A 20455-nucleotide genomic window follows, 5' to 3' on the forward strand; every position below is an offset into this window, starting at 1 on the left:
GTTTACGGTCAAAAAAATTATTTACTGTGGGTGCTGATCCGGGTGGCCCAGAGCAGCGCCTGCGACGGGTTTTTGTCTATGATCGCTTCCAGCAGCGACTTGTGGAGACCCTGGGAGTCGAGGAATGCTTTGGTATCCTCAAACCGGTCCATAAACGACTGCAGGAGATGGGTGGAAATTGTCTTGTACAGGTCCACCATGATCTCGTTCTGCGACGCCACCGCAATGCTGGTGTGGAAGTTGATATCCGCCTGCATGCAGGCTTCCACGTTATTTGCTTTGGCGTGCATATGCCTTTGCTTCAGGAAGTCCTTCATCTGCGCGATATCTTCCTTCGTTCTGTGCATGGCCGCTTTCTCCGCGATCTTTACTTCCAGCAACAGCCGCACTTCATTCAGATCCTGGTACTGAGCCCGGTGCAGCCGTTTAGACAACGGCTCCGCGATGGGCTGTTTAGACATGATGAAGGTGCCCAGGCCCTGCTGCACGCGCACCAGGCCGCCATTCACCAGCAGGCGCACTGCCTCCCGGATGGTGGAGCGGCCTACGCCGAACTGCTGCATGAGCTCGGGTTCCGGAGGCAGCTGCTGGCCTATTTCATACCGGCCGGAGCAGATCAGGTCCTGCAGGCGGGCGGCCACTTCATCTGCCAGGTTCCTTCGTTTCAGAGGTGTGATATTGGTAGTCATCATATCATCAGATGTTTGTAAAGGTAATAAATTCCGGCTTTTCAAATACATTATTTGTTATGATAATGTATGCAATTGGCATCCTGATAATCCATACTTTTGTACTTCCATTTAGTTGTTTGATTAAAAAAATATTATCCAATGGCACTACCCAAGTTCATGATTGCAGATGATCCCGTAACGGACCCGGATAATGAATATATCTTTCATACGGAAAGACCCCGCTTTTTTGCGAAGCGCGTAGAAGAAGATGAAGAGGTGGCGTATATCGATATCGTGGAAGAGATCGATAATGTGGAGGAATATTTTCATGGCGAGCCCGAAAAAAAGCAGGAGCTGCTGGATCAGCTGGAAGACTGGTACTACGCTTACATGGAATGGCTGGACGAAGAGGACGACGATGAGGAGGAATAATTCCTGAATCCCGGAACTGCCGGGCGTTTGTATGCTACATAAGCCGGGAACCTGCATAGCAGAAGCATTCCAGGGGTCGCTTCTCCCTGCATTGCTCACTGCTGCGGTGTTTCGTGTAACCGCATCCGGAACAATCCCCGAAACAGCTTTTCATCACCCCTACAAACCCGGCCATGGCAAAAGAAACCGGCGCGAAAGACTGGCAGGTAAAGCTGCACAGCGTCATCTACGAATCCGAGACCAAAGCAGGCAAAGCCTTCGACGTAGCGCTGCTGTTCTTCATCCTGGCCAGCATCGTGGTGGTGATGCTGGACAGTGTGGACGGGCTGAACGCCCGCTTCGGCAGGATCTTCTTTATCCTGGAATGGGTTTTCACCGGCATTTTTACAGTTGAATACATCCTGCGGCTCATCAGTATCCGAAGGCCGCATAAATACATCTTCAGCTTTCTTGGTGTTATAGACCTGCTGGCCATCATTCCCAGCTACCTCAGCGTGTTCTTCGTAGGCGCCCAGTCGCTGCTGGTGCTCCGCGCGCTGCGGCTGCTCCGTATTTTCAGGATATTCCGGCTCGTGCATTTCCTCTCCGAAATGCGCTTCCTCTCCGTCGCGATCGGCAACAGCCTCCGTAAGATCAGCATCTTCATTCTTTTTGTGCTTACCTGCGTGGTGATCCTGGGCTCGGTTATTTACCTGGTGGAAGACGACAGCGCGGGCTTCACCAGCATTCCGCAATCCGTTTACTGGGCCATTGTGACCATCACCACCGTTGGATACGGCGATGTGGCGCCGGCCACGCCGCTGGGTAAGTTCATTGCCAGCTTCATCATGCTGCTGGGCTACGGCATCATTGCAGTGCCTACAGGCATCGTAACCACCGAAATGGCGCAGGCCTATAAAAGCAAGGGCCGGGCAAACAACGCCTGCCCTAACTGCGGAAAGGAAGGGCACGATATGGATGCCCGTTTCTGTAAATTCTGCGGGGAAAAACTATAAAGAAGATCAGTTGCACTGGCCGAGCGCCATGTAGATGATGACGAATACAACAATGGTCCCAAGGCAGCCGCCGCCCAGTTTTTTGGCTCCGTAACCGGCAATTAATGCTCTCCAGAATTTATTCATGGTTCAAGGTTTTTAACAATGCTTATCTAATTTACGTCATTTCCCGAACCGATCCGCTTTTCGCGATTTTTCTACATTTTGCAATCCAGCGCCGGAAAGGCGCCGGAAATGGAAATATATTTTACGGAAAGCGGGGAAATAATTACCCACTGGCTTTCATGACGACCGTACTGGAAGCGGGAATACCGGCTGGCACAATTATTCCGGGTATTACAGGTAAAAGTTAGTTGTTATGACTTCAGGTTTCATTATTCTGATCATTGCGGTCGTAGCGCTGGGACTTGTCTACCTGATGTTCCACCAATTCCGCAAAACCCGAGACAAGGGGCCGGATAAACTCATTAACAGGAATATTCCGCCGTATGACCCGAACGCGGAAGACCAGACGGCATATCGTGAGCAGGAAGAATTCAAGTGATCATGCCGTCTACTGTTATCAGGCATTTTAACTACGATCCGCAAACGCATGTACTGAAAGTAACATTCGTAACGGGGAAAGTGTATGAATATCTCTCCGTTCCGCATGAAATATATTATAAATGGAAGGAAGCCTTTTCGAAAGGGCAGTTCTTCAATGAGTACATCAAGGATAAGTTTACGTTCCGTATGTTGAAGTAAAACGTGAACTGCTGTCGCAATTACCCCTAAACATTGTCGTGTTTCCCCAGCGTGAAAGTTAAATTTCAGGGGTAAAATTGTAATGTGAAAAGTTTCTATTCCATATTGATCAATGCAATTGTGGCCGGGGTGACCAATACCTTCGTCTGGTTCGCCGTAACCTTCTGGGTGTACCTGGAAACTAGATCGGTGATGGTCACGTCTTACATGGCCGGTATCTATATCGGCACCGTGTCTGCATCCGGTTTTTTCCTGGGCAGCATTGTGGACCGTTACCGGAAAAAGACGGCTATGCTGTTTTCGAGTATCCTCACGCTGGTGCTTTTTACTTTGGCAGGGATTGTGTACGTCAGCACGCCTCCGGCGGTTTTTAAAGACCCGGACAGTTTTCAGCTCTGGCTGTTTATCGTGCTGTGCCTGTTCGGCGTACTGGCAGGCAACATCCGCAACATTGCGCTCCCCACTATGGTCACATTTATGGTGGAGGAAGATTCAAGGGATAAAGCGAACGGGCTCATCGGGAGCGCCAACGGCACGGCTTTCCTGCTGGCCTCTATTCCCAGCGGGTTCGTGATCAGCTTCATGGGCGTGTTCTGGATGCTCGTATTTGGCATTGGGCTTACGGTGATCGCCATCATCCACCTGCTCACCATCCGCGTGGAGGAGCAACAGGTGGTACATGCGGAAGGGCATAAAACGAAGATCGACATCAAAGGCACCATCCGGGTGATCAAAGGGATCCCGGGCCTCTTCGGTCTCATATTCTTCAACACATTCAACAACTTCCTCGGCGGCGTATTTATGTCGCTGATGGATGCATATGGACTGTCGCTCGTGTCCGCCCACGTCTGGGGCGTGCTCTGGGCGATCCTCAGTCTCGGGTTCATCATCGGGGGGCTTACGATAGCTAAGACGGGGCTGGGCAAAAGCCCCATCCGCACGCTTTTCCTCGCCAATATCCTCATGTGGGTGATCTGCATTTTCTTTACCATCCATTCTTCCATCTTTTTACTATCCGGCGGACTGTTCATCTTCCTCTGCCTGATACCCGTGGTGGAAGCGGCGGAGCAAACAGTGATCCAGAAAGTGATCCCGCAGGACCGGCAGGGGCGTGTGTTCGGGTTTGCGCAAAGCATCGAGCAGGCTGCTTCGCCTTTGACCGCTTTTATGATCGGGCCGATAGCACAATATATTTTCATCCCGTTCATGACCACCGGTAAAGGCGTGGAGCTGCTGGGATGGTGGTTCGGCACGGGCATGGACCGCGGCATTGCTTTACTGTTTTCCGTAACCGGTGTACTGGGGCTCATCATCACGCTGATCGCCATGCGCACAAGGGCTTACGCAAAACTTGTACGGATATAAACCGAATTGTTCAACAAAAAATATTGCATATGGAAACGCTTACCATTACGCCGGTTCAACAGGGCACCTTAAACGCCCAACTGGCCATGTACGACCTGCACACCCGTTTGTACGGCAATGTGCTGGAAGGTCTTACAGACAAAGACGCGCATAATCGCCTCGGCACGAAAGCCAACCACCCGGCCTGGCTGGCCGGCAGCCTGGTGCATGAACGTTTTGAGATCGCGAATATCCTCGGCGTGGAAAAAAAGGATCAGGCCAACGAGCTTTTCAAAGACTATGCGGGCATCAAGGACGATGTTACGTATCCGCCCCTGGCCTCCTATATCGAGGACTGGAACATGATCTCCCCGCTGCTGCGACATGCACTGGCCAACGCCACCATGGACCAGCTGAACGGCCCCGATCCGTTCGGGATGAGCGAAGGCATGAAGCTGCTGGACGTGCTTACTTTTTGCCTGGACCGTGAATCGTATTGTATTGGCCAGCTGGGCTTGTTCCGCCGCCTGCTGGGCTATCCGCCGATGCGTTATCAATAGGGCTTAGCCGCCTTGTAGGCAGCGGGCGTAGTGCCCGTCCACCGTTTGAAGGCTCTCAGGAATGCGCTCGGTTCGTTGTACCCCAATATGTACGCAACGTCTTTCACGGCGTAGCCGGATTGCAGGTAATGTTCCGCCAGTGTTTTCCGCACAGCCTCCACGATCTGGATGAATGTAACGCCTTCCTCTTTCAGCTTCCGCTGGAGGTTCCGCGGACTGATGTTAAAATTCGCCGCCACGGCCTCCAGCGAAAGCGAATAGAGGTATGAATTGGTAAGAAGATAGTTGTAGATCCTTGTTTCGAGGGTGCCGCTTCCTTCCGGGCCTTTCATCAGGCCATTCACTTTGCTTAACAGGTAGCTTTGCAATTCGTAATCAGCGGTGAGGATGGAGAGGTTCAGCATTGAATTATCCAGCTCTATAGCCAGTTCTCCGGCTTTTTTCTTCAGCGACCCGCGCAGCACTCTTTCATATTCGGCGGTTTCTTCCACCCTGTAGGGAAACCGGACGGACAGCGGTTCCACCTTTTGCAGCAGCAGCCCGTTCAGCTCATGCACTACGAACACTGCCAGGAAATCGGCCATGTGCTTAAAGGTATGCGGCGACGAGGCGGCTCTTTTTTCATGCGCATTGAATTGTACCGTGAATGTCTTTTTGTGGTGGTTCACCTGCATCCTGAAGATGTCCGTCAGCAGCGGCGTTAAAGCCCCGGCATTGGAAAGCGCCTCGCTTACGGTATTGCTGGTCTGGATAATTTGCCCCACCACGCCCAAGGCAGCCAGCTGCATGGATTCACCGAAATGCAGGCCGAACAGCGGGTCGTTGGCCAGGTACGCTGCATTTTTCCAGAGAGCGTTTACCTGCAAAGCATTCAAAGGATATTTCCCCTGCCGCTGCAAAGCCTTGTGATCAACACCGGAAAGCTCGCAAAGCCGCTGCGGTTTTATATCCCTTTGGCCGGCATATCCCAGCAGGGCCAGTATGAATTGTCGCTGAAAATCTTCCATGCTCCAAAGATAAAGCAGGATATAATGCAGATCACCGAGTTGTCGTAAAATGACAACCGGTTGTCGTATAAAGGTAATAACAGAAGGGTGAGGGGTCAGTAGTTTTGTGTCAACAAATGAAACCAAATTCAAACACAAACTAAAACCAATTACCATGATACCTTTAACCACCACCATGCAGATCAACGCTATTTCTTCAGGCGCTACCGGCGTATTGCTCATTGCCCTGGCCAAACCTGTTGCGGGGATATTCGGGGTTACGCAAACGGCGCCTTTCATTTTTACCGGCGCATTCCTCGCATTATTTGCCGCACTGGTATTTATGATCAGTAAGGGAAAACCGGTGAACCCCGGCGCGGTGAAATTCGTGATCCTGCTGGATACTTTGTGGGTAGCGGCCAGCGCCGTGGCGCTCATCTTTCTTTTTCCCGTGATCTCCGGCCTGGGAAGCCTGCTTACCGCGGGTGTGGCGCTTTGGGTGGCGGCTATGGCCTATTTGCAGAAGAAAGGTTTGCAGGCCATTGCAGCGTAAGGCCTTTATTGAGAGGGCCGCCCTGTAGAGGCGGCCCTTTTTTGTTTCTGCCGTAACCGGCGTTCATCTATGTATCACAACTATCACACTCAGTTCTTCATTCCCAGGGCGGATTGCAGATGCTGGCTGAGGCCGCCGATGGATTCGTTAATAGATTCCACAACAGGCTGGCCTGCGCCTAAACCGATGGGGAACCAGGTTTTACGCTGTTTGGCCGGCGTATCCACGATCTCCGCGATCAGCCGGGCTACTTCTGTTGAATCGGAATTTTGAGGGGTGGGCGCGAACAGATTGGTAATGCCTTGTTTCACTTTCGCGGCAAATTCACCGTAAGCTTTTTCAGCACCGGGATTGTCCGCTTCCACGCGGTTTTTAAACAGGTCTGTAGTAGGATAAGCGCCCGGCTGTACGATCACTGAATCGATGCCGGTATCCTGCAATTCGTATTGAAGGGTTTCAGCCAGGGTATCCGCAGCGGCTTTGGCAGCGCTGTAAGAGCCCAGGTACGGCAGGTGCAGGCGGCTCAGGCCCGAAGTTACCACCAGCAGCAAACCGCTGTTCCGCTTATGCATGTAAGGCAGCACGGCTTTATTCATACGGTCCACGCCAAATACATGCACCTGGAAGAGCCATTCAAGCTGTTTGGTGCTGAGCGTTTCAATGAAACCGTCCACCAGGTTGCCCGCGTTGTTGATCAGCACGTCTATCTGTCCGCCGGTTTCAGCGGCGATCTGACTGATGGCTTCCTGTACGGACTGGTCGCTGGTAACGTCCAGCTCTAGTACTCTCACGTCCGCTTTGTTTTCTTTAGCCCAGTCCAGCAGTTGCTTTGCGGTGTCTGCATTTTTTGTTTTTACGTTACGCATGGTGGCGTATACGGTATGCCCTTTTGCAGCCAGGGTTTGAACGGTTTGTAAGCCAAATCCGCTTGAGCTGCCGGTTACTATGATCTTTTTCATTTTTTTTCGTGTTAAAAGGTGTGTAATTTTTTGTGAAACATACAGACAAGTCTGTCTTTTTAAAAATATATGTTGATCTGCTTTCGCAGCGATAAATTTTAGATCAGCTTTTTAAGGGAATCCAGCGCGCTTTTAATATCGTCCGCGCTGGAAGCGATGGTGGCGCTTACGGTGGCGCCTTCCAGCAGGTAGTAGACCAGGTTGGCCAGCGCCTGGTCAGACAGGCCGGATTTGTGGTCTATTTCCTGCACCAGCTTTTTGATGACCTGCCGCAGGTTCTTTTTGTTCCTTTCAATGCGCTCCCACACCGCAGTCTCAGTGCGCGGCACTTCCGCCTTGATCTTCAGCAGGGGGCAGCCGGTGTAGTTGGAATGCCGGTACATTTCGATATGGAATTCAAAGAGGCCGAACAGCTTGTTCTTCGGGCCTTTGATGGTCCTGAGATGCGATTCCAGCCGCTGGCCGAAATCTTCCGCCCAGCTGTCCAGGTAAGCCAGCAGGATCTCCGTTTTAGAGCTGTAATGACTGTATAGGGAAGCCTTCGCGATGCTGGCCTCCTCGATGATCTGGTTGATGCCGGTGAGGTTGTACCCCTGGTTGTAAAACAACCTTGAAGCGGTTTCCAGTATCCTGTCGTTTACGCTTGACTCTTTCATGATGACACAAAGATAAGGACTTTTTTATTAAACAGACAAGTCTGTCTGTTTTTTAACAAAAAAAAACCGGCAGATTATGGTGAACCTGCTGTGAAGGCTATGAAAATCAGGAGCGTGGAGGGTTTTGTACAGAGCCGCGACGAAGCAATCTCCAGGCACAGGGGCACCTTAATCCACCGTGGGAGATTGCTTCGTCGCCCTTTACGCCTGGCCCCTGCTCGCAATAACGGGTTTTGGGTGGGCGGACTTGTGCCCTGGGTAGGCGCCTGCCTCAATAACGTAACCTTTACAACTGCCTGTTCTTCACAATAATTTCCGGCACTTGAATATCGTAGCAGCGTATTACCCTGGTACAAGTCAGCTCACGCGCAAAGCCTACGCCCCGGACTTATGCCAGCTTGGTGACTTATTCTTCTATTTTGGAATAGACGCCCCTGTCCATGGTAATATGGAGGCGTTTTAACATTTCCGCGGGATTAAAACCGTCTTCCCGGTAAAATTCCTGCACCTTTTCTTTTGCTTTTTGCAGCGCTTCTTCGTTTTCCCATACCGCAACGGTAACGCAGTGCGTGTTGCCGTCCGCGTCCGTGGAGATGTACATCTCATCTTCAATAAAGCCGGGCAGTTTTTTGATGAATTCCCGGTTGATCTGTGTTCTTTTCATGAATTCCTCCCTGGCCGCGGTGGGGATCACGAATTTGTCGATGAAGCGGACCTGCGCCTGGCGGGTTTCTTTCGCCGGGATCCGGGTGACGTCCTGCGGCAGCATGTTCAGTTGCTGGAGGAAACCCAGGCGGTCTGTTTGCAGGCGCGCGCCGATGATCTTCCCGTCCTTCAGGTCATATACCGCCAGCGCGGTATTGACCACTTTGATGTGCGTGGCGGGAATATGAAGGTATTGCTCCTGGTGCGTACCCTCCCACTTCCAGTTGATCATTACTTTATCTCCCTCGCCCACCAGTTCTGTGATCGTCCATTTGATACCCGGGAAAGCCTTGATCAGCGGTGCTATGTTCGATGCAAAACCGGCAGGGCCTTTTTCACCGCGCGGCCCGGTATAGTCTTCGGAAACGAATTCATGTAAAATATCCAGTTTGGCCTTGTTGAGCGATTCTTCATACAGCCGGCGGATCACTTCTTTGTTGTGCGCTATATTCATATGGTCTTTGTTTTTGCTCGGTGATGAAACGGAATGGCCTCCCTGCGCAAACATTGCGGCAGGCATCAGCAGGACGGTCATGATGGAAAGGAGGCGGTTGTGTACGGTTCTCATTGCGTGATTTTTTACAAAACTACCGCCGCGCCGGGAGCGGGAATTGTAAAAAATCATTGATCTGCGGAAGGAGATAGAAATGCGGAACGGTTAATTACCAGAAACGTGCGGTATTGAAAAACTCTTTTGGCGCATGCCCGGTGAAAGCCCGGAAATCTTTGATGAAATGCGACTGGTCGAAGTAACCGGCCTGGTAAGTGGCTTCCGTCAGCGAGGCGTAGCCGGGATATTTCGTGATAAGATTTCTCAGCCGGATGATAGACGCATATTGTTTGGGGGTGGAGCCGATGAGGGCGCGGAAACGTTTTTCAAAAGCATCCTGGCTGATGTGCAGGGAAGCAGCCAGCTCCTTTACCCGTACAACGCCATTGTGCTGTTTGATGATGCGGACGGCGTCGCCAATGGCGGGGAGCGGTTTGCGGGCGTTCAGTTCTTTTTGCAGGAAATCTTCCACCAGCATGACCCTCGCCCGGTTGTGAGGCGCTTCCGCAAGGCGTTCCAGTATCTCGCGCAGCGCGGCCCCTTTAAAAACATTGTCTGAAGTAACACTCAGGCCAAACAGCTCGTGCGCAGGCAGGTCGGTAAACGCCGCTATGCCGCATTCACGGAGGATCACGAGCAGGTTGGCGGTAGACTTTGCATATTGAAACACCCGCGCGTTTTTCCGCAGGCCGGAGATCACCGCCGGCGGAATAACTTCCGCCGTGCCTTCCGTCGCGTTGCTCACGGAGCCTTTGTAACGAAAGGCCAATACGAGCGAAGTATCAGGAATAGTGCGGCTTTCCATGCCCTGGCCGGTTTCAATGACCAGGTACTCCTTTACAAAAGGCATTAATGCTGCGGAAGGAATGAATCTTTCGAGTTTCATACAAGGCATGGCTAAGTTACGCATATTCCGGATGCAAAAAGGGCGCCCCTGTGAAGGAGCGCCCCGGTTATAAAGATCTGGTGATGACCTTAGAATGCGTAACGTACGCCCAGCTGTATCTGCCAGGGGTTGCCGGAAGGTGTGATCACACCGGCGTTGGCATTCACGTTGTAGCTGTAGGTCTGGGTGGCCTGGTTGAAACCGTTCAGGTTCAGCAGGTTTGTTTTACCCAGCGTTTTGGATGCGCCCCATTCCTTGTTCAGCAGGTTGGCAACGTTGAAGATGTCGCCGGACAGCTCCAGGCTGTGGGACTTGAAGAGGTTGAACTTCTTGGCCACGCGGAGGTCCCACACGCCGAAGAACTTGTTCTCTCCGCCATTTCGTTCAGCGATCTTACCCATGCTTTCGCGGATATAATCTTTCATGCTTTCGCTGGCATTCGGGTTATCCAGTATGCCTTTGATGCCGTTGCGTATCGCCTGCGGCACGTTGGGGTTGTTGATGTCGAATACATAAGGCAGGTCGTTGGAGGCAACGAAGTCGCCATTCACGTTCCCGTTCACTGCCAGGGTGTAGCGGGTGCCGCCCAGGCCGGAGTAACGCACGCCCACGCTCACGCCATAGAAAGAAGGCAGGGTGCCGTAGAACACTACCTTGTGGCGGAAGTGATTGTCTGAATAGCTCATCAGGCTCAGGTTGCGCGGATCCTGCGGCGTCATCAGCGACAGGGTAGCGGTGTTGGCCACGTCGCCGTTGTAAGAAGTATTGTCTTTGGCCTGGTTCCATGTGTAGCTCAGGGTTACTTCGCCATCGCGGAAATAACGCCAGGTTGCATCCGCCACTACAGCGAACTGGTTCACCTTGCCGGCGCTGTTCAGTTCCAGCACGCGGCCCACATTGGTGCTCTTGCGGCCTTTCATCCAGTCTGTCTGGCCGGCGGCAGTAATGGTGTTTGCCGGAACGTATACGCCGCGGCCGCCTTCGTTGGCCAGGGTGAAGATCGGCTGGTCCACCATGTTCCTGTCCACATACATGTAGTTGTTCCGCCCGAGGGTTGCGAATGCGGTGATACCGGCTTTGAGGCGGTCTGAGAAGAAGTGGTTGTAAGAGATGTTCGCTTTGTAGATCACGGGGATGCCTGCGTCTTTACCATTCATGTTGATGGTGCCGATGCGCGGCAGGCCCAGCTGGTCGAACAGTTCTTTACCGGGAGCGGATGCGGGGTTCTTGCGGTAACCGACAAAGTTCGGGGTAGGAACGTTCTGCTGGATGTCGATAGACAGGATCTTGGTGCCGTCGAACAGCTGGTTGTTGATCATCGCGTAGTTGTTGATATCGGAAGCGAAGATGCCGGCGCCGAAGCGGAGGTAATCTTTATGCTTTTCATTGATATCCCAGTTGAACTGGATACGCGGCTGCAGCTGGAAGGTGTTCAGCCCGTTGTCGGTGCTCAGCCCCAGCTCGTCGTATACGGTCTGATTGAAGTTGGCTTTGCTCATGTACGTCGTGTAATCGGCGCGCAGGCCCAGGATCATTTCCAGCCCTTTGCCCAGGCGGGTTTGCATTTGCGCGTAAAGGCCGGCGTTCAGGATGTTCTGCTTCACGCTGTGATCGTCTACCACGGATACTTCACGGGCATAACGCCATGGCCGCATCGCATTGAAGTTGGAGAGGCTGTCGAAATAAAAACGCCCGTTCAGCTCGCTGCCGTAAAGGGAATTCAGGTGACTGTACATGATGTCTGTACCGAAGGTAAAGCTGGCTTTGTCTGTATTCAGGTATATATTATCTACCAGCTGTATGACGTTGTTGTAGAAGTGTTCGGGAGAATAACGCTGACCGCCCAGCTGGATGGACGTTTGAACGTTTTTACCGTTTACGTTGGAAATGATCTTATCGGTGATGGCGCGGGGGATGTTTGCGCCGGGAAGCTGCGCATTGGGCACGCTTTCTTCAAAAGTGTACAGGTGCTGCACTTTCAGCTCGTTGGTGATCTTCGGGCTGATGGTGGTGCGCAGGGTGGCCAGCAGGCTGTTGTTGAACGTGTTGGCGTCGCCGTAGGATTCGTAAAGGTTGATGGCGGTATTGTCGTCGCGGCCCAGCTCGTTGCGGTCGTTAATGAAGTTGTCGCGAATGGTGAGCAGGTTCTTCTCGTTCAGCTGCCAGTCGATACGGGCGAACAAAGCGTCGGTACCGCGTTTTTTGTCGAAAGACCCGGTCTGGGGAGCGTTGCTCACGCCGTACTTGGTGCGGGCAATGCCCATGTACTGGTCCAGGGTGGCCTGGGAGAGGTTGTACCGTACTTCGTCCGCCGGACTTTTAATGTCCGCAATGAACAGCGGGCGTGAATCTGCCTGGCGGTCCCAGGTGAAGAAGAAATGCGCTTTATTTTTTACGATCGGGCCGCTGAGGGAGAAGCCGTATTGATTGGTGGAGAAGTCGTTCACACGTTTAACGCCGCGCATGTCGTAGTTGCTGCTCAGCCAGTCTGCACGGCCATAAATAAACGCGCTGCCGCTCCAGGTGTTGGTGCCTGATTTGGTAACGGAGCTGATAGTGCCGCCGCCGCTGCGGCCGTAGGTTACGTCGTACTGGTTGGTCACCACTTTAAACTCGCGGATGGCCTCCATGGAAAGGATGTACGGCGCGCCGGTGCGGCTGTTGGACCCGCCGCCTGAAGTAGGATTGCGGGCGGTGGTGCCGTCGATGGTGAAGTTGGTGGAAGAAGCCAGCTGGCCGGAGAGGTTGTTGCCCCGGCTGAGGGGAGACAGGTCTATCAGGCTGGTGAAGTTCCTGCCGTTCACGGGCAGCTTGGCAATGTCTCTCGCCGTAACGGTGGTGGCTGCGCCGAAGTTTTCCCGTTTGTTGCGGAGGGAGTTGCCTACCACTTTCACTTCATTCATTGTCACGGAAGATGGTTGCATTTCCACGTTCACACGGAGAACGTCGCCCTGGTTGAGCGAGTACCCTTCCAGTTTTTCTTCAGCATAACCCATAAAAGTGACGATAACAGTGTAGGGCCCGCCGAGCGGCATTTCACGGAAATGGTACTCACCTTTGGCATTGGTAACGGTACGGCTGGTGAAGCCGGTGCTCTCATTCCGCACCAGCACCGAAGCGCCGGGGATGAGCTGTTTTTTGTCGTCGGAAACTACCCCGAAAACGGAGGCCTGCGTGGTTTGGGCCCGGAGTTGGGGGCTGAAAAGACCGGCAAGGCAGCATAATAGCAACAGGATTTTTTTCATAAAAGTTTGTTAAAACTGGGCGTGAAATTAGTGGTTCGTGGAACGGTCTGGTTGTATCGGATACAATGATAACATTAATTTCATACACATCGGCTTCCGATGCTACTAGGTTAAACGTGGTATATTGCTGATTCGATGGGCTATATAAATTAAGTAATTGATTATCAATTTAAATGATGAAGTGATTTAAATTCCGGGAAATAATCGGGGAAATTATTTAAAATTGTCACGTACCAAAATCCGGTAAAGCGGGGAATGCCTGGAACTACTGACAAGGACCTCTTATTACAATTAAGGGAGGGCAGTGAAGCCGCCTTTAGGGAGTTATATGCCCGGCACAACCGGCAGGTGCTGGCATTTGCGTTTCATCTTACGCATTCGGCGGTGGACGCGGAGGATATTCTCCAGGATACTTTCCTGAAGCTGTGGAGCAGCCGGGAGCAGCTGCCGGACATTGAGCGTTTCGACAACTATATATTTATGATCGCGCGGAACCGCACGGTGGATCACCTGCGGAGGGTTTCGCTTCAGCAGAAGCTGGTAGACCAGGTGTGGGCGAATATCTCCGAAGTGTCTGACGAGCTGGAGCAGCAGCTGGATGCGGCGGAGAGCAGGAAGCTGATCGATCATGCCCTGGCGGGGCTGTCGCCGCAGAAGCAGACCATTTTTTGGCTGAGCCGCCAGCGGGGGCTGAGCCATGAGGAGATCAGCCAGCAGCTGCACCTGTCGCGCAGCCGGGTGAAGAACCTGCTGGTGGAAACCCTGCGGCATGTGCGGCAATACCTGGCGCGGCATTCCCTTTTGCTGGCCGTGCTGTTCCAACTGGCCTGCTGGCATCAGCGGCTGTAGTCCCATGATGAACTTCTTTTAAAATTTTTTCCATTTTCCGCGGTCCTTCGTTCTCCTTCGTCCGTCTTTATTTATAGAGGGCCTCACAGGCCGTTTTTAAATGTCTCATTATGCCGAAGGATCCAGCCAGAATCAAGTATTTATTGGAACGGTATGCCGCGAAATCCTGCACCAGGGAAGAGCTGGATGAGTTGTTCGCCGCTGTTGGCGACCCTTCGGCCGAAGAAACGCTGCATGCTTTTATGGAAGCGCAGTACCAGCGGCCCGGCACGGAAGAAACCTTGCCCGAAGTGGATTACGAACAGGTTTACCGGAACATCCTTCAACATACCCCTGCCCGCCGGAAGAAAATATTTACCTTCGGAAGAGTGGCCGCCGCCGCCGTGTTCATCGTACTGGCCGGCTCCGCTATTATCTGGCAAACGCAGCAAAGAAACACGGCCCCTTCTCCCGGGCTGGCACAACAATCCAAAGAAGATATACAACCAGGCGGCACCAAAGCCACGCTCACGCTGGCAGACGGGACTACCGTTACCCTGGACAGCTCGGGCCACCAGGTGATCAGCGCCGGCAATACCATCATCACCCGGCAGCAGGGCCAGTTGCTCTACGATGCCGGCAAAACTTCCGGCGCCGTTCAATACAACACGCTTTCCACGCCCCGTGGCGGCCAGTTCCGCGTAGTGTTGCCCGATGGCTCGAAAGTATGGCTCAACTCCGCATCGTCTCTCCGTTATCCCCTGGCCTTTACCGGCAGGGAGCGTATGGTGGAGCTGGACGGGCAGGGATATTTTGAAGTGGCCCCCAATGCGGAGCAGCCTTTTAAGGTGCGCGTGCAAAGCATGGAGGTGCAGGTGCTGGGCACTCACTTCGACGTGATGGCTTATAAAGATGAAAGCACGGTGAACACCACCCTGCTGGAAGGCGCGGTACAGGTCACGGAAGGAGCGGCCACAAAGGTTTTGAAGCCCGGCCAGCAGGCCGTACTGGATACCCGCAGCCGCGAGATGCTGGTGCAGCCGGCGAATGTGAATAAAGTGATCGCATGGAAGAATGGACTTTTCGTATTCAATAATATGACGCTGCCCGCGATCCTGCGCGAGGTGGCCCGCTGGTACGACGTGGAGATCGTTTACCAGGCTACGCCCAGCGCCGAACAGTACGGCGGTGGTTTATCCCGCGGCCTGCACCTGTCTAATGTGCTGGCCTTGCTGGAAGCCGGCGGCAGCAATCATTTCAGGATAGAAGGAAGAAAAATAATCGTATTGCCTTAACAGGCGCGTCATCAACCAAAGTATAAACAAACGCCCGGCCTGAACCGGGTAAAAATTAATGATAAGCAGGCCGTAAAAAACCGGGATCCGATTGCACTCGGAGCCCGGCGAAGTATCTGGCATTTTCAGTATCGCGTTAGAAACAATCCAAAAAACTACCAAACACCACAAAAGTATGCAATTCAGTTGTAATGCACCAGCCCGCCGTGTATGCGGGCTGTCAACCAAAATTCAAAGGGTTATGAAACTAACCGCATTCCTCCTGCTGGCTGCGTTCCTGCATGTAAGTGCAGCCGGTTATTCCCAGAAGGTCACGTTGACGGCCAGGGATATGCCGCTGCAAAAGGTTTTCGAAGAACTGATCACGCAAACAGGAGTTTCAATTGTTTATTCTGAAAAAGCATTGTCCGGCGCCAGGCCGGTTTCATTCCGCGCAAAGAACATGACGGTGCAGGAAGTACTGGAGCTTTGCCTGAAGAACCAGCAGATCACCTATTCGCTGGAAGGGAATAGTTTTGTGATCAAAAGGGTACCGGTTTTACCCACCGGGAGTCCTGGCCCGGCAGACACCACCATTAATATAACGGGAAGGGTCACCGGCCCCGGCGATACGCCGCTTCCCGGCACCACGATCCTCGTGAAAGGCACATCCAAAGGCGCCAAAACCAACGACCTCGGCGCATTTTCGCTGAATGGCGTAAGCCCGGGCGCAGTGCTGGTGATCAGCAATATCGGTTTCGTAAGCCAGGAAGTAGCCGCACCTGCAGACGGCCGCGCGCTTACCATCGTGCTGCAGGAAGACACGAAGAGCTTCGCGGAGATCGTGGTAGTGGGCTACAGCGCCAAAAAGAAAGGCGAGCTGACCAGCGCCGTTACCACTGTATCCGCTGAAAAGCTGAAAGACGTGACCACCAACGATGTGGGGTCTATGCTGCAAGGCAAGGTGGCCGGCCTGCAGGTGGTGAACAGCTCCGGCGTTCCCGGCGCGGCGTCGGAAATAAGGCTCAGGGGCGTTTCTTCCGTGAATGCTTCACAAAGCCCGCTGTACGTGGTGGATGGCATTATCGGCGGCAGCTTTGACCCGAACGATGTGGAGAACATCACCGTGCTGAAAGACGCCGGCGCTACGGCCATGTACGGTTCGCAGGCGAATGCGGGGGTTATTATCGTGACCACCAAAAAAGGAAGCGGCGGCAAAACGAAGTTTGAAGCCAGGGTGACGGCAGGCTTCCGCACGGCGGACCTCGGCAAGATCAAGATGATGAACGGCAGCCAGCTGTACGAACGCCATAAAGAACTGTACCGCGACTACATTCCCGGCAACGACGATAATTCCTACAAAATAGACCTGCTGAAATTCTACAGCGAAAGGCCCCGCGAACTGCGCGACCAGAACTACAACTGGCTGTCTGCCATGTTCCCCTCCGCGCCCATGCAGAATATCCATCTTTCCGCGCGCGGCGGCAACGAAAAGAACGATTACTATACCAGCATCACCTACTACAACGAAAAAGGCACTTTCCTCAATACGAATTTCCAGCGGATCAACCTGCGCGGCAATTCCACGCACCGCTTCTCCAAAAGCGTGAGCGTAACGAACAACATCAACCTGAGCGCCGCCAGCGGCAAGAGCTTCAACTACGAGGACGTGTTCTACGCCTACCTGAACATGCCCTGGGACAACCCTTACGACGCAAACGGCCAGCCGGTGTATGTGGACGGCACTACCTCCGGCAAATGGTGGTCCAGGGACAAAACGAATCCTATCCACACCATCCGGAATTCCAACCACCCGTACAAGAGCTTCAGCATGAACTACGACCTGGGGCTGAATATCCAGATCACGGACTGGCTGTCGTTTTCCAGCACCAACCGCGCCGCGGTGAACTACAACAAAGGAACGGACTTTTATTCCCCCGTTGTGGCCGGGCTGTATCACAACACCGGTTTCCTGAACGAGCTGGGCACCCTGAGCTATGGCTTCATTTCGACCGACCTGCTGAAGTTCAGCTTCAACAAAGGCGACCATTCCATCAGCGGCCTGGCGGGCGTAGCGATAGAGAACAGCAAAACGGAAGTAGTGGGCGCTTCCGGCAAAGGCTTGCCTACAGGGCTTTCTGTGCTGAACGTTGTGTCTAACAGCCAATTGGTGTCCGGCTACAACGACCAGGCGATCCTGCAATCGCTCATTTCGCAGGTGAGCTACGGTTATAAAGAAAAATATTTCCTCACCGGTTCTTACCGCGTGGACGGTTCCACGGCTTTCCCTTCCAGCAAACGCTACGGCTCGTTCCCGGCCATTTCCGCCGCCTGGCTGATCAGCAACGAAACATTCCTGAAAGGAAGCAACTGGATAGACAACCTGAAACTGCGCGCCAGCTACGGCGTAACCGGCACACAGGACATTGGTTCATCGCGTTACCTGGGCCTTTATTCGCTCAGCAGCCAATACAACGGCGGCACGGCCGCCATTCCCCTGCAGCTGCCCAGCCCCGACCTTACCTGGGAAAGCAAGCACCAGGTGAACGCAGGGCTGGACCTCGGCCTCTTCAAACGCGTGAACCTCACGCTGGATGTGTATAACAACGTGACGAAAAATCTCCTCCTCCAGGTTTCCCAGCCGCTTTCCGTCGGCTTCGAACAACGCTGGGAAAATGCCGGCGAGATCGTGAACAAAGGTCTTGAGCTTGGCATCAGCAGCGTCAATATCAAAACGAGGGATTTTGAATGGTCGACCGACTTTAACATCAACTTCAACTCCAACAAACTGCAAAAACTCCCCAGCGATATCACGCGCACACAGCCCACATGGAGCATTTCGCAGATCTACCGCAACGGCGGCAACCTGTATGAGTTCTACATGCCGCGCTGGCTGGGCGTAGACAAAGAAACCGGCGCGCCGCTCTGGGAAGTGCTGGAGAAAGATGCGGACGGCAAAGTCATCTCCAGCAGCGGTACTTCGGATTATGCCGCGGCTACCTACCAGGAAGTAGGCTCCGCCTTACCGAAGCTGCAGGGCGGCCTTACCTCCGAGTGGAAATACCGGAACATCGGCCTGCGTGTGAACGCTTATTTCCTTTCCGGCAACAAAGTTTTCAGCAACTCGCTCCGCTTCGTGATGAACGACGGGATGGAACCCTACTACAACCAGATCGTGCTGCCGGACGGCTACAGCACCTGGACCAAGCCGGGCGACAATGCCACGGAGCCCAGCCCGCAGAACGCGGCCAATGCAACGGAAACGTCTACACGCTATCTGAAGAACGGCGGGTTCATTGCCCTGAGAAATATCGCTTTGTGGTACGAGCTGCCTAAATCATGGATACAGCGCATCGGGCTGGACGGCGTGACGCTGTCCGTAACGGCGGACAATGTGTATACCTTCACGGACTTCCTTGGCCAGGACCCCGCCACCACCATCACATCCGGCAGTTTTGTGATGCCCGGCGTATCCGACTTCAAGTACCCGAACAACCGCCAATACCTGTTTAACGTTAACATCCGGTTCTAGGAATAAATTATCTGACCATGAGAACAGCATCTTATTTCATCATATTTGCCTTATCAATTTTCAGCACCGGCTGCCTCAAAGACATTGAGCCCAGCGACGCGCTGACCACCGGTTCCTTAACCGCCACCAAAGAAGGCCTGCAACAGGGGCTGAACGGGGCTTATGCCTTGTTCAAAGACCATGTATCGTTCAACGGTACGGTAGACGGGAACAATATGTACCTGCGCCAGTATTTCCAGATGAGCGATTTCGCGGGAGACGATATCGTTTGCGCGCAAACCACCACCGACCCGCTGTTCTACAGCTTTTCGCTGGACCATACGGCCACGCAGACCAACAGCCGCTACTTCTGGTATATTTCTTACAAGATCATCAACGATGTGAACACCGTGCTGGAGTCTGCCGAAAAGATCGCGAACCCCGACGAGAGCATCAAACAGCTGATCGGCGAGTGTTATTTCCTGAGAGCGCTGTGCCACTTCAACCTGGTGCGGTTTTACGGGAAACCTTTTACACAGGACCCTGCGGCCGGCGGCATCATCCTGCGCATGAGCACCAGCGACCCCGCGCAGCAGGCCAGGGCGAGCGTTGGCGAAGTGTACGACGCGGTGATTGCCGATGCGGAGAAAGGCGCGGAGCTGATGAATCAACCCAGGGGCGTGCAGTTCGGCTCAAAAGAAGCAGCATGGGCATTGCTTTCACGTGCTTTCCTCTACAAAGAAGATAACGACAACGCCATTGCCTATGCGGACAAAGTGATCAACTCCAACCGCTTTACGCTCGAAACCGCCGCTACCTTCCCTTCCTTGTTTGCCAATGCGCTGACGGGGAAAGAAACCATTTTCTGCGTGGCGTTCACCCCCGCGGATGATTATGGCAAAGCCGGCTCCATTGCTTCCATGTTGTATTCAGACGGTAACTCCGGCTGGGGCGAGGAATACGCTTCGCAATCGCTGCGCGATACGATGGCCGCCCACCCGGAGGATGTGAGGTGGTCTTACATCAAGCCGCTGAAGGACGGGAGCGGCAACCTGCAAAAGAAGAACGGGATCGAGGTCTATTATATCAGCAAATTTTCTTTCCAGGGCGGCAGTCCTACGCTGAGCTCTCCCATCCTGTTCAGGCTGGCGGAGATGTACCTGAACAAGGCCGAGGCCTTGGCCAAAAAAGCCAATACAGCCGGGGCTTTGGATAATGTGGATATGATCCGGAAAAACAGGGGCCTGCAGAATTCATTGTACAACCGGGCCCTGCCCGTGGGCAAAACCGCGCTGGATGTGGTATTGAAGGAAAGAAGGATAGAGCTGGCGTTTGAAGGCCACCGCAACTTCGATGTATACCGCAATAAGCGGGATATGAACCGTACGTACTGGGGTTATCATCTGCCGGGGCTGAAAGAATCTGATATCAACCTGTCTGTTGCGCCGCGCAACTATCCCAATCTCGTCACGAAATGGAATGCGCCAAGGGTCATTTATTACGTGCCGATAGACGAAATACAGACCAACAGGCTTTGTGTACAGAATCTCTGATCT

Annotated in this window: 18 protein-coding genes; 11 read left to right on the forward strand and 7 right to left on the reverse strand. The window is 53.3% G+C overall.

Going from position 1 to position 20455, the window contains the following annotated elements:
• Positions 1-17: 17 nt before the first annotated feature.
• Positions 18-692 (reverse strand): FadR/GntR family transcriptional regulator, encoded by a 675-nt coding sequence (locus tag ACTJIK_RS04880; RefSeq protein WP_440645229.1) that lies wholly within the window; start codon positions 690-692, stop codon positions 18-20.
• A gap of 138 nt (positions 693-830) precedes the next feature.
• On the opposite strand from ACTJIK_RS04880, the gene ACTJIK_RS04885 reads away from it, so the two are divergent.
• The 6 genes from ACTJIK_RS04885 to ACTJIK_RS04910 all read left to right on the forward strand — a co-directional run bounded on the left by ACTJIK_RS04885 (position 831) and on the right by ACTJIK_RS04910 (position 4746).
• Positions 831-1103, forward strand: a complete 273-nt coding sequence (locus ACTJIK_RS04885; RefSeq protein WP_440645230.1) for a hypothetical protein — start codon at positions 831-833, stop codon at positions 1101-1103.
• Between the two features lie 173 nt (positions 1104-1276).
• On the forward strand, positions 1277-2098 hold the full coding sequence (locus ACTJIK_RS04890; protein WP_440645231.1) for an ion transporter: 822 nt from the start codon (positions 1277-1279) through the stop codon (positions 2096-2098).
• Positions 2099-2456: 358 nt separating this feature from the next.
• Positions 2457-2642: a hypothetical protein gene (locus ACTJIK_RS04895; RefSeq protein WP_440645232.1), complete on the forward strand. Its 186-nt coding sequence runs from the start codon at positions 2457-2459 to the stop codon at positions 2640-2642.
• Between the two features lie 2 nt (positions 2643-2644).
• On the forward strand, positions 2645-2842 hold the full coding sequence (locus ACTJIK_RS04900; RefSeq protein ID WP_440645233.1) for a KTSC domain-containing protein: 198 nt from the start codon (positions 2645-2647) through the stop codon (positions 2840-2842).
• 84 nt (positions 2843-2926) lie between these two features.
• A complete protein-coding gene (locus tag ACTJIK_RS04905; protein ID WP_440645234.1) occupies positions 2927-4207 on the forward strand; it encodes an MFS transporter in 1281 nt (426 codons plus the stop codon).
• A 29-nt stretch (positions 4208-4236) separates the two neighbouring features.
• Positions 4237-4746 carry a DinB family protein gene (locus ACTJIK_RS04910; protein ID WP_440645235.1) on the forward strand — a complete coding sequence of 170 codons (510 nt, stop codon included), beginning with the start codon at positions 4237-4239 and terminating at the stop codon, positions 4744-4746.
• Here the strand turns inward: ACTJIK_RS04910 and ACTJIK_RS04915 are convergent.
• Positions 4740-5753, reverse strand: coding sequence for an AraC family transcriptional regulator ligand-binding domain-containing protein (locus ACTJIK_RS04915; protein WP_440645236.1), 1014 nt, complete (start codon positions 5751-5753; stop codon positions 4740-4742). The genes ACTJIK_RS04910 and ACTJIK_RS04915 overlap by 7 nt on opposite strands.
• A gap of 154 nt (positions 5754-5907) precedes the next feature.
• Here ACTJIK_RS04915 and ACTJIK_RS04920 point away from each other — a divergent pair, with 154 nt between their 5' ends.
• Positions 5908-6285 carry a hypothetical protein gene (locus tag ACTJIK_RS04920; RefSeq protein ID WP_440645237.1) on the forward strand — a complete coding sequence of 126 codons (378 nt, stop codon included), beginning with the start codon at positions 5908-5910 and terminating at the stop codon, positions 6283-6285.
• An 89-nt stretch (positions 6286-6374) separates the two neighbouring features.
• Here the strand turns inward: ACTJIK_RS04920 and ACTJIK_RS04925 are convergent, their stop codons facing one another.
• The 5 genes from ACTJIK_RS04925 to ACTJIK_RS04945 form a co-directional block, all read right to left on the reverse strand.
• A complete protein-coding gene (locus ACTJIK_RS04925; protein ID WP_440645238.1) occupies positions 6375-7244 on the reverse strand; it encodes an SDR family NAD(P)-dependent oxidoreductase in 870 nt (289 codons plus the stop codon).
• Between the two features lie 98 nt (positions 7245-7342).
• Positions 7343-7900, reverse strand: coding sequence for a TetR/AcrR family transcriptional regulator (locus tag ACTJIK_RS04930; protein WP_440645239.1), 558 nt, complete (start codon positions 7898-7900; stop codon positions 7343-7345).
• 406 nt (positions 7901-8306) lie between these two features.
• Positions 8307-9173 (reverse strand): ester cyclase, encoded by an 867-nt coding sequence (locus tag ACTJIK_RS04935; RefSeq protein WP_440645240.1) that lies wholly within the window; start codon positions 9171-9173, stop codon positions 8307-8309.
• Positions 9174-9267: 94 nt separating this feature from the next.
• Positions 9268-10041 carry a helix-turn-helix domain-containing protein gene (locus ACTJIK_RS04940; protein ID WP_440645241.1) on the reverse strand — a complete coding sequence of 258 codons (774 nt, stop codon included), beginning with the start codon at positions 10039-10041 and terminating at the stop codon, positions 9268-9270.
• An 89-nt stretch (positions 10042-10130) separates the two neighbouring features.
• Positions 10131-13286 (reverse strand): carboxypeptidase regulatory-like domain-containing protein, encoded by a 3156-nt coding sequence (locus ACTJIK_RS04945; protein ID WP_440645242.1) that lies wholly within the window; start codon positions 13284-13286, stop codon positions 10131-10133.
• 255 nt (positions 13287-13541) lie between these two features.
• Here ACTJIK_RS04945 and ACTJIK_RS04950 point away from each other — a divergent pair, with 255 nt between their 5' ends.
• The 4 genes from ACTJIK_RS04950 to ACTJIK_RS04965 all read left to right on the forward strand — a co-directional run bounded on the left by ACTJIK_RS04950 (position 13542) and on the right by ACTJIK_RS04965 (position 20452).
• Positions 13542-14135, forward strand: a complete 594-nt coding sequence (locus ACTJIK_RS04950) for an RNA polymerase sigma factor (RefSeq protein ID WP_440645243.1) — start codon at positions 13542-13544, stop codon at positions 14133-14135.
• A gap of 110 nt (positions 14136-14245) precedes the next feature.
• On the forward strand, positions 14246-15409 hold the full coding sequence (locus tag ACTJIK_RS04955; protein ID WP_440645244.1) for a FecR family protein: 1164 nt from the start codon (positions 14246-14248) through the stop codon (positions 15407-15409).
• Positions 15410-15650: 241 nt separating this feature from the next.
• The gene (locus ACTJIK_RS04960) at positions 15651-18920 is read left to right on the forward strand and encodes a TonB-dependent receptor (protein ID WP_440645245.1); all 3270 of its coding nucleotides are present in this window, start codon (positions 15651-15653) and stop codon (positions 18918-18920) included.
• A 17-nt stretch (positions 18921-18937) separates the two neighbouring features.
• Positions 18938-20452 (forward strand): RagB/SusD family nutrient uptake outer membrane protein, encoded by a 1515-nt coding sequence (locus ACTJIK_RS04965; protein WP_440645246.1) that lies wholly within the window; start codon positions 18938-18940, stop codon positions 20450-20452.
• Positions 20453-20455: the final 3 nt, after the last annotated feature.

This window comes from Chitinophaga sp. 22620, from assembly GCF_052044405.1.
Taxonomy (GTDB): domain Bacteria; phylum Bacteroidota; class Bacteroidia; order Chitinophagales; family Chitinophagaceae; genus Chitinophaga.

Excerpts from the sequence above, each read along its gene's own strand:
- ACTJIK_RS04895 (WP_440645232.1), top strand. The coding sequence starts at position 2,457 with ATGACTTCAGGTTTCATTATTCTGATCATTGCGGTCGTAGCGCTGGGA.
- ACTJIK_RS04965 (WP_440645246.1), top strand. The coding sequence starts at position 18,938 with ATGAGAACAGCATCTTATTTCATCATATTTGCCTTATCAATTTTCAGC.
- ACTJIK_RS04945 (WP_440645242.1), bottom strand. The coding sequence starts at position 13,286 with ATGAAAAAAATCCTGTTGCTATTATGCTGCCTTGCCGGTCTTTTCAGC.
- ACTJIK_RS04920 (WP_440645237.1), top strand. The coding sequence starts at position 5,908 with ATGATACCTTTAACCACCACCATGCAGATCAACGCTATTTCTTCAGGC.
- ACTJIK_RS04950 (WP_440645243.1), top strand. The coding sequence starts at position 13,542 with ATGCCTGGAACTACTGACAAGGACCTCTTATTACAATTAAGGGAGGGC.
- ACTJIK_RS04935 (WP_440645240.1), bottom strand. The coding sequence starts at position 9,173 with ATGAGAACCGTACACAACCGCCTCCTTTCCATCATGACCGTCCTGCTG.
- ACTJIK_RS04960 (WP_440645245.1), top strand. The coding sequence starts at position 15,651 with ATGAAACTAACCGCATTCCTCCTGCTGGCTGCGTTCCTGCATGTAAGT.
- ACTJIK_RS04890 (WP_440645231.1), top strand. The coding sequence starts at position 1,277 with ATGGCAAAAGAAACCGGCGCGAAAGACTGGCAGGTAAAGCTGCACAGC.
- ACTJIK_RS04930 (WP_440645239.1), bottom strand. The coding sequence starts at position 7,900 with ATGAAAGAGTCAAGCGTAAACGACAGGATACTGGAAACCGCTTCAAGG.
- ACTJIK_RS04925 (WP_440645238.1), bottom strand. The coding sequence starts at position 7,244 with ATGAAAAAGATCATAGTAACCGGCAGCTCAAGCGGATTTGGCTTACAA.
- ACTJIK_RS04880 (WP_440645229.1), bottom strand. The coding sequence starts at position 692 with ATGATGACTACCAATATCACACCTCTGAAACGAAGGAACCTGGCAGAT.
- ACTJIK_RS04910 (WP_440645235.1), top strand. The coding sequence starts at position 4,237 with ATGGAAACGCTTACCATTACGCCGGTTCAACAGGGCACCTTAAACGCC.
- ACTJIK_RS04900 (WP_440645233.1), top strand. The coding sequence starts at position 2,645 with ATGCCGTCTACTGTTATCAGGCATTTTAACTACGATCCGCAAACGCAT.
- ACTJIK_RS04940 (WP_440645241.1), bottom strand. The coding sequence starts at position 10,041 with ATGAAACTCGAAAGATTCATTCCTTCCGCAGCATTAATGCCTTTTGTA.
- ACTJIK_RS04915 (WP_440645236.1), bottom strand. The coding sequence starts at position 5,753 with ATGGAAGATTTTCAGCGACAATTCATACTGGCCCTGCTGGGATATGCC.
- ACTJIK_RS04885 (WP_440645230.1), top strand. The coding sequence starts at position 831 with ATGGCACTACCCAAGTTCATGATTGCAGATGATCCCGTAACGGACCCG.
- ACTJIK_RS04955 (WP_440645244.1), top strand. The coding sequence starts at position 14,246 with ATGCCGAAGGATCCAGCCAGAATCAAGTATTTATTGGAACGGTATGCC.